Origin of the sequence: Mesorhizobium sp. M7A.F.Ca.CA.002.15.2.1, assembly GCF_003998715.1 — a bacterium.
Lineage (GTDB): Bacteria > Pseudomonadota > Alphaproteobacteria > Rhizobiales > Rhizobiaceae > Mesorhizobium > Mesorhizobium ciceri.
The window spans coordinates 1-7,220 of the sequence record NZ_RZPI01000248.1 but is presented as its reverse complement, the minus strand read 5'-3'; the positions used below and the strand labels follow the sequence as shown (position 1 = coordinate 7,220).

The following is a 7,220-nucleotide window of genomic DNA, read 5'->3' as shown; positions in this document are numbered from 1 at the left end:
CAGCCATGCCTGCGCGAAGTCGTGGCTGCAGCCGACCACGAATGTATCGCTGTCGTGCGCGGTCAAATCCTCGACCGCTTGCCTGATGGTGCCGAGACCCTCGCGGATCGCTTCGGCCAGCGTGTTGCCGGCCCCGGTGACGGCGACGCGGTTGCCTCTGCGCGTGAACAGCTCGACCGACAGCTGGCGCTCGAGATTGGCGACATGCCTGCTGACCGCCGATTGTGCGATGTTGAGCTCCTGTGCGGCCAGCGTCAGCCCGCCATGCCTGGCGGCAGCCTCGAAGACGACCATGGCGTTCAGCAGGGGAAGCGATGTCTTGAGGGTTTTCACGATCCAAACCTGCTTTCATGCCTTTTCGATATGAATGTCTATCATTTCTGTATTTGCTGCAAGCCTTTCCGCATCGCACACTCTATCGAAACGTCATTCGAACGCCAGCGAGCAGAAAGGTGTTTGCCGTGCAGGCCTACACATCGAACAGCCAGCCTATCGACAGAAGCGAGACCGTCAGGCTGATCGACCGGCAACGTCCGGACTGGTCGCTGGAACAGGCCTTCTACGCGGCCCCTGCCATCTTCGCGCTGGAACGGGACTTGTGGTTTCCGCGTCAATGGATGCTTGTCGCCCATGCCAGCGAGGTCCCAGAAAAAGGCCGCTACATCGTGCGCCAGCTTTTCGACGAGGAGATCATCGTCGTGCGCTTCGACGACGGCGAGGAGGACATCGCGGCCTACTACAATGTCTGCACCCATCGCGGCTCGCGGCTCTGCGCCAAGGATGGTCGCGGCAAGCTTCTGGTCTGCCCCTACCATGCCTGGTCGTTCAGGCTGACCGGCGAGTTGCAGTCACGGCAGGATCTACCGGAAAGCGTCGATCCGGAAGCGCTGGGACTGCACCGCGTACCCTGCAAGAGTTTCGGCGGCCTCGTGTTCTGCGGCCTTGATGCCAATTCGCTGCCCGACATCCAGCCTGTCGCGGACGGGCTGACCGGCGGCTTGCGCGAAAACGGCCTTGACCGTGCACGCATCGTCGCGCGCAAGAACTATCTCACCAAGGCGAACTGGAAGCTGGTGCTCGAGAACTTCCTCGAATGCTATCACTGCCGGCCGGCCCACCCCGAATATTACCGCGTCAACGGCCATGTCAAAGTGACCGCGACCCGCGACGCCGACAAGGCGGTCGAGTGGCAGAATGAAATCGAGGCCTGGCACAGCGTCATCGGCGATGCCGAGTTCCACAAGGGCGCGTGGCAGGCTGGCGACCTCGACACGATGCCGTTTGCCATGCACCGCAAGCCGATCGGATCCGGCCGCAACACGCTGTCCAATACAGGTGAGGGGGTCTCATGCCTGATGGGCGGCCGTCACGCCTATGATGGTGGCGAAAGCGGCTTCCGCCTCGGACGCCTGTCGTTTGCAAGTGCTGCCAATGATTATGTCACGCTGTTCCAGATGATACCGCGCAGCGCCACGGAAACCGACGTCATTCTGACCTGGCTCGTCGACAAGGACGCCGATGGCGACATCGACGCCGATGCGATCAGCTGGATGTGGGACGTCACCACGGTGCAGGACAAGAAGATCACCGAGGACAATGCCGACGGCATCATGTCGCGCGCCTACCGGCCGGGTCCCTATACGCCGCTGGAAAGCCAGACCTCGTTCTTCGTGCAGACCTATCTGTCAGAACTGCGTTCGCTGATCACCGGCACGCGCGGCGCACCGATCAGCCAATGGTCTGCGCCGAAGGAACTTTTCGCCTCGCCGAAAGCGGCGAGTTGCAACGCGCGCCTCTGACCCGCAGCCGAAGATGCCTCTTTGAGGCGTCGCGTTCCGATGCCATATGAAGGTGGCCGACGGAATGTTGCGGGAGAGGTGGTCATGACCAAAGGTTCGGATCTGTTCGTCGCGGCCCTCGAGAACGAAGGGGTCGAGCGGATTTTCGGCATTCCGGGCGAAGAAAATCTCGATATCGTCGAATCCATCCGCCGCTCCTCGATCCAGCTGATCCTGACCCGCCACGAGCAGGCAGCCGCTTTCATGGCCGCCACCTATGGCAGGCTTACCGGCAAGCCGGGTGTGTGCATCACCACGCTTGGCCCGGGCGCGCTCAACCTTTCGACCGGTTCGGCCTATGCGCTGCTCGGCGCGATGCCGATGATCATGATCACCGGCCAGAAAGGCATCCTGTCATCCCGGCAGGCGCGCTTCCAGATCGTCGACATCGTCGCGGCGATGAAGCCGCTGACCAAGCTGTCGCGTCAGATCGTTTCGCCGAAGATGATCCCCTCGTTGGTTCGCGAAGCTTTCCGTGTCGCCCAGGAAGAGCGTCCCGGCCCCGTACATCTTGAATTGCCGGAAGACATTGCGGCGGCCGAGTGTGAACCGGTAGCACTCGTGCCAACGCATCCGGTCGAACTGCCGCTGGCCAGCCCGGGCGCGCTTGATCGCGCCGCCCGTATGATCATGGAAGCCAGGCGTCCGCTGCTGATGTTTGGTGCGGCGGCGTCGCGACCGCGCGTGACTCCCGATGTCGCCCAGTTCGTGCTGCGGACGCAAATTCCCTATTTCACCACGCAGATGGGCAAGGGCACCGTGCCTGGCGGCACGGAGCTCTATATGGGAACGGCAGCCCTTTCGGAGCGCGACTATGTGCACGAGGCCATCGAACAGGCCGATCTGATCATCACCGTCGGTCACGACACGGTAGAGAAGCCGCCCTTCATCATGGGGGCGAAGGGGCCGAAGGTCATTCATGTCGGCTACCATTCAGCCGATGTCGAGCAGGTCTATTTCCCGCAAGCCGAAATCGTCGGCGACCTCGGTCCTTCGCTGGCGCTGCTGGCCGACCGCATCGAGGGCAAGGTCCCCAATGCACAGGCCTTGCTGCCGCTGCGGGAAGGCATTCTGAGCCGCATCGCCGCGCGCGCCACCGAAGATCGCTTCACGCCGCAGCGCATCGTGCATGACGTGCGCGCCGTGATGCCGGCGGATGGGATTCTTGCCCTCGACAACGGCATGTACAAGATCTGGTTCGCGCGCAACTACCGCACCCGCATGGCAAACACGATCCTGCTCGACAATGCGCTGGCCACGATGGGCGCGGGCTTGCCGTCGGCGATGATGGCGGCACTGCTCTATCCGCAGCGCCGTGTCATGGCCATCTGTGGCGATGGCGGCTTCATGATGAACAGCCAGGAACTGGAGACCGCCGTCAGGCTCAAGCTCAATCTCGTCGTCCTGCTGCTCGAAGACCATGCCTATGGCATGATCCGCTGGAAGCAGGCGGTCGACGAATTTCCGGATTTCGGCATGACCTTCGGCAATCCCGACTTCGTCAGATATGCCGAGGCCTACGGAGCCAAGGGGACAAGAGTTGGCGAGATCGCCGATTTGCGGCAGGCGCTGGAACGGGCCTTCACCGGCGGCGGCGTGCACCTCGTCGTCGTGCCCATCGACTATCCCGAAAACACCAGGGTGCTTGTCGACGAATTGCGCGAGCGGCTGCCTGCGCCGCAAGCGAGCTGACGGCGGCAAAGCCGCCGTCAGGATTACCTGGAGCTGTTGCCGAAGCGCCTACAGTTTGCAGTAAGGGGTGGCCGGCGCGATCGTCCCGAAATCCTTGGCGATCTCATAGCTGATGCCGTCTGCGGCCGCCTTGCCGACATAGGAATGGCAGAGCGTGTGGTTGTTGCTGGCATCGACCCGGATCTTGCCTTGCGGCGCGTCGAACTCGATCGTCGGCAGCGCCTTGAGCACATCATCGTCCTTCAGCGATCCGGCCTTCTCGGCGGCCAGGGCGTAGAGATGCAGGCCGTTGTAGCCGGCTTCGCCGATGCCGTTGACCATCTTCTCCTTGCCGAACTTCTCGCGGAAGCTCGCGATGAACTTCTTGTTGACCGGATTGTCGAGCGCCATCCAGTAAGGCTGCGGTGCGTAGGTGCCGGCCGCGACGCCGGGCGGCAGCGCGTCCTTGTTGAAGACCTCGTCGAGCGGTGCGATCAGCGGCTGCTTGATATCGAAGCTGCGATACTGCTTGAGCTGGGTGACGGCGTCGTTGCCGACCACCATCGACCAGACGACATCGGGCTTCAGCGACTTGATCTTCTGGAAGGCCGGGCCGAAATCCGTGGTGCCGAACGGATAGTAGTCGGCGCCGATGATCTTGCCGCCGGCCTTTTCGTAAGCCGCCGTGATCGCCTCGGTCATCTTCTGCGGCCAGGCATAGTCGGAGGCCATGACGTAGATGGTCTTGCCGAGGGTCTCGGCCACCCACGGCATCATCGGGTCGACCTGCTGCATCGGGATCGGGCCGGTGGCGACGAAGTAGCGGTTGCATTCGCCGCCCTCGAAATTGGTTGGGTAGAAGAACAGCTTCTTGGCCTTCGAGGTCACCGACAGCGTAGCACTTCGCTCCGGCGAAATGATCGTGCCCATGACCACGTCGACCTTGTCTTCGTTGATGAGCTTGCGCGCCTTGTCGATGGAACCCTTGGTCGTGGTCTGGTTGTCCTCGATGAACAACTCGACCTGGCGCCCGCCAATGCCATTGGCGGCGTTCAGTTCGGCGGCGGCGAGCTTGTAGCAATTGAGCAGCGTCTCGCCGAGGATCGCCTGCAGCCCGGTGATCGGGATCGACAGGCCGACCTTGACGGTGTCGGCGGCGCGCAGGACCGACGGCGCACCGACCATGGCGAAAGCGGCCGCGGCGCCGCCGGATTTCAAGACAGTTCTTCTGCTTATCATTGTTGTGTTCCCTTCCAGTCCCAGGCGCGCCCCATGCACGCCTTACAAGTCAACAAGCTCCCAGGCGCGCTTCAGGCGCGCCTTATAGGGCCAACAGATCCTTCAGCAGGGTCTCGTCGGCGAACGCCTCCGGCGCGCCTTCATGGACGATCCTGCCCTTCTCCATCACCAGGCAGCGGTCCGATGCCTTGAGAACGAGATCGAGATTCTGCTCGACCAGCACGATCGCGATGCTGCGTTTGCGCGCGATGCGCGGCACCAGCTCGGCGATCGACTGCACGATGTTCGGCTGTATGCCTTCCGAAGGCTCATCGAGCAGCAGCACCGACGGCAGGCCGCAGAGCGCGCGGCCGATCGCCAGCATCTGCTGCTGGCCGCCCGAAAGCGTGCCGGCGACCTGCGCTTCGCGCTCGCGCAGGATCGGAAAATAGCCGAAGATGTCGGCCGAAATGCCGCCGTCGCCACGGTCCTTGGCAGCGCGGGTGCCGACCTCCAGGTTTTGCCGCACCGTCAGCTGGTTGAAGATCCCGCGCCCCTGCGGCACATGCGCAATGCCTGCCCGCGCGCGGCGGAAGGCCGGCGCGTTCGTGAGGTCCTTGTCACCGAGAACCACCGCGCCACCGCTCGCTCGCAAGCCGCCGGCGATGACGCGCAGCAGCGTCGTCTTGCCGGCGCCGTTACGGCCGAGCAGGCCGACGACTTCGCCTGGCGCGACACTGAGGTCGATGCCGTTCAGCACCGGGAGCGGGCCGTAGCCGGCTGACACCGCCATTGTCCGCAGCATGATCAGCGCCTCCCCAGATAGACATCGCGGACCATTTCGTCGGTCTCGATGTCATGGAAAGGACCGCTGCGCAGGCGGCGTCCCTGATGCAGCACCAGCGTCTCGCAGTTCAGCGCCCGTACGAAGCGGATATCGTGTTCGACGGCGACGATCGAGAACTCGCCCTTTAGGCGTAGCAGCATATCGGCCGTCGCCAGCGTCTCCTGCGGCGTCATGCCGGCGGTGGGTTCGTCGAGCAAAAGCAACCGCGGCTCGATTGCCAGCGCCATGCCGATCTCCAGCCATTGCTTCTGGCCATGCGCGAGTTCGCCGGCCGGTGTGGCGGCGCGATTGCTCAGCGCGACCAATTCCAGCAATTCGCCAACCGGGCGCACAGGCGAGGGCGCCCCCCAGCGGGCGACCTTCACATTGTCTTCCACCGAGAGGCTCGGGAAGACGGACGGGATCTGGAACTTGCGCGCGATGCCGAGCCGGGCGATGCGATGCAGCGGCAGGCCGGCTATGTCGTGGCCGAGGAAGCGCACGCTGCCGCTGGTCGGGCGCAGCGTACCGGTCAACACATTGAGGAAGGTGCTTTTGCCGGCGCCGTTCGGGCCGATGATGCAGCAGAGTTCCTTGTCGCGTACAGTGAGGTTCAGGGCCTCCAGCGCCTGCAGCCCGCCAAAGCGGATGCCGACATTTTCGGCCTGGAGCAGGATGTCGCTCATTGTGCGCGCCTCCCGCCTTTGAACAGGGCTTTCAGTCGCGCGTAGATCGACAGGATGCCGTCCGGCAGGACGAAGACGATGATGACGAAGACACAGCCGAGCAATAGCGGCCACAGGCTCGGGTTGAAACTGCTGATCGTCTGCTGCGCACGCTGGATGAAGATGGCGCCGAGCACCGGCCCCAGCAGCGTGCCGCGCCCGCCGACCGCCACCCAGACGATGACTTCCGTCGACAGAAGCAGTCCGGACAGATCCGGTGCCACCAACCCCGCCATGCAGACATAGAGCGCGCCGGCAAGGCCGGCGATCGCCGCCGACAGGACGAAGGTGACGAGCAGCCGCAACGGCGCATTGTGGCCGAGCGCTGCTGCCCGGACTTCATTGTCCTGTATGGCGGTCAGCACCGTACCCCAGCGGCCACGGCTGATCGACCACAGCGCCAGCACGGTCACCGCGACGATGGCCGAGACGAAGATGTAGCTGGGCAGGTCCTGGCTGAGATCGACGTGCAGCCCGCCGACATCGAAGGCAATCGGCGGAATGCCGATCAGCCCGCTGTCGCCGCCGGTGACCGAGCTCCAGGAGACCGCCGCCTGCTGGCAGATGACGCCCATGGCCAGCGTGACGATGGTGAAATAGCTGCCACGGATGCCGCCGAAAAACAGGAAGTAGCCGATGATGGCGGAGACCAAGGCCGCACCGGCCACCGCACCGATGATGCCAAGCAGGCTGGCGAAGGAGATCGCATCGTTGAGCGTGATCAGCGCCATGATGTAGCCGCCGATGCCGAAAAACGCAGCGTGGCCGAAACACAGGATTCCAGTGCGGCCCCAGAAGAAGTCGAGGCTCGCGGCGAACAGGCCGAAGATCAGCGCGTCGCGGATCACGGTCAGCTGATACCCGCCGACAAAGAACGGATAGATGATCGCGAGCGCCACGCAGGCGGCGAAGATCAGCAGCCAGTTGCGGTCGCGGGCGATC

Annotated in this window: 7 protein-coding genes; 2 read left to right on the top strand and 5 right to left on the bottom strand. The window is 63.6% G+C overall.

From position 1 onward, the window contains the following. Positions 1-333: LysR family transcriptional regulator (locus ENZ74_RS15665; RefSeq protein WP_127312855.1), on the bottom strand; the 333-nt coding region annotated here is incomplete at its 3' end. Between the two features lie 128 nt (positions 334-461). On the opposite strand from ENZ74_RS15665, the gene ENZ74_RS15660 reads away from it, so the two are divergent. After that, a complete protein-coding gene (locus tag ENZ74_RS15660; RefSeq protein ID WP_164745998.1) occupies positions 462-1,799 on the top strand; it encodes an aromatic ring-hydroxylating dioxygenase subunit alpha in 1,338 nt (445 codons plus the stop codon). A gap of 84 nt (positions 1,800-1,883) precedes the next feature. After that, positions 1,884-3,530, top strand: coding sequence for an acetolactate synthase large subunit (locus tag ENZ74_RS15655; protein WP_063167559.1), 1,647 nt, complete (start codon positions 1,884-1,886; stop codon positions 3,528-3,530). Between the two features lie 48 nt (positions 3,531-3,578). On the opposite strand, the gene ENZ74_RS15650 is transcribed toward ENZ74_RS15655, so the two are convergent. The 4 genes from ENZ74_RS15650 to ENZ74_RS15635 form a co-directional block, all read right to left on the bottom strand. Further along, the gene (locus ENZ74_RS15650) at positions 3,579-4,727 is read right to left on the bottom strand and encodes a substrate-binding protein (protein ID WP_244514270.1); all 1,149 of its coding nucleotides are present in this window, start codon (positions 4,725-4,727) and stop codon (positions 3,579-3,581) included. Between the two features lie 103 nt (positions 4,728-4,830). Next, the gene (locus tag ENZ74_RS15645; RefSeq protein ID WP_063167561.1) at positions 4,831-5,532 is read right to left on the bottom strand and encodes an ABC transporter ATP-binding protein; all 702 of its coding nucleotides are present in this window, start codon (positions 5,530-5,532) and stop codon (positions 4,831-4,833) included. A 2-nt stretch (positions 5,533-5,534) separates the two neighbouring features. Further along, complete coding sequence (locus ENZ74_RS15640) at positions 5,535-6,239, bottom strand: ATP-binding cassette domain-containing protein (RefSeq protein WP_013532995.1); 705 nt, start codon at positions 6,237-6,239, stop codon at positions 5,535-5,537. Beyond that, complete coding sequence (locus tag ENZ74_RS15635; RefSeq protein ID WP_245470961.1) at positions 6,236-7,219, bottom strand: branched-chain amino acid ABC transporter permease; 984 nt, start codon at positions 7,217-7,219, stop codon at positions 6,236-6,238. Before ENZ74_RS15635 ends, ENZ74_RS15640 begins: the two co-directional genes overlap by 4 nt. Position 7,220 lies beyond the last annotated feature (1 nt).

Bases quoted from the DNA above. Each gene is read 5' to 3' on its own strand.
- ENZ74_RS15640 (WP_013532995.1), bottom strand. From the start codon at position 6,239: ATGAGCGACATCCTGCTCCAGGCCGAAAATGTCGGCATCCGCTTTGGC.
- ENZ74_RS15655 (WP_063167559.1), top strand. From the start codon at position 1,884: ATGACCAAAGGTTCGGATCTGTTCGTCGCGGCCCTCGAGAACGAAGGG.
- ENZ74_RS15645 (WP_063167561.1), bottom strand. From the start codon at position 5,532: ATGCTGCGGACAATGGCGGTGTCAGCCGGCTACGGCCCGCTCCCGGTG.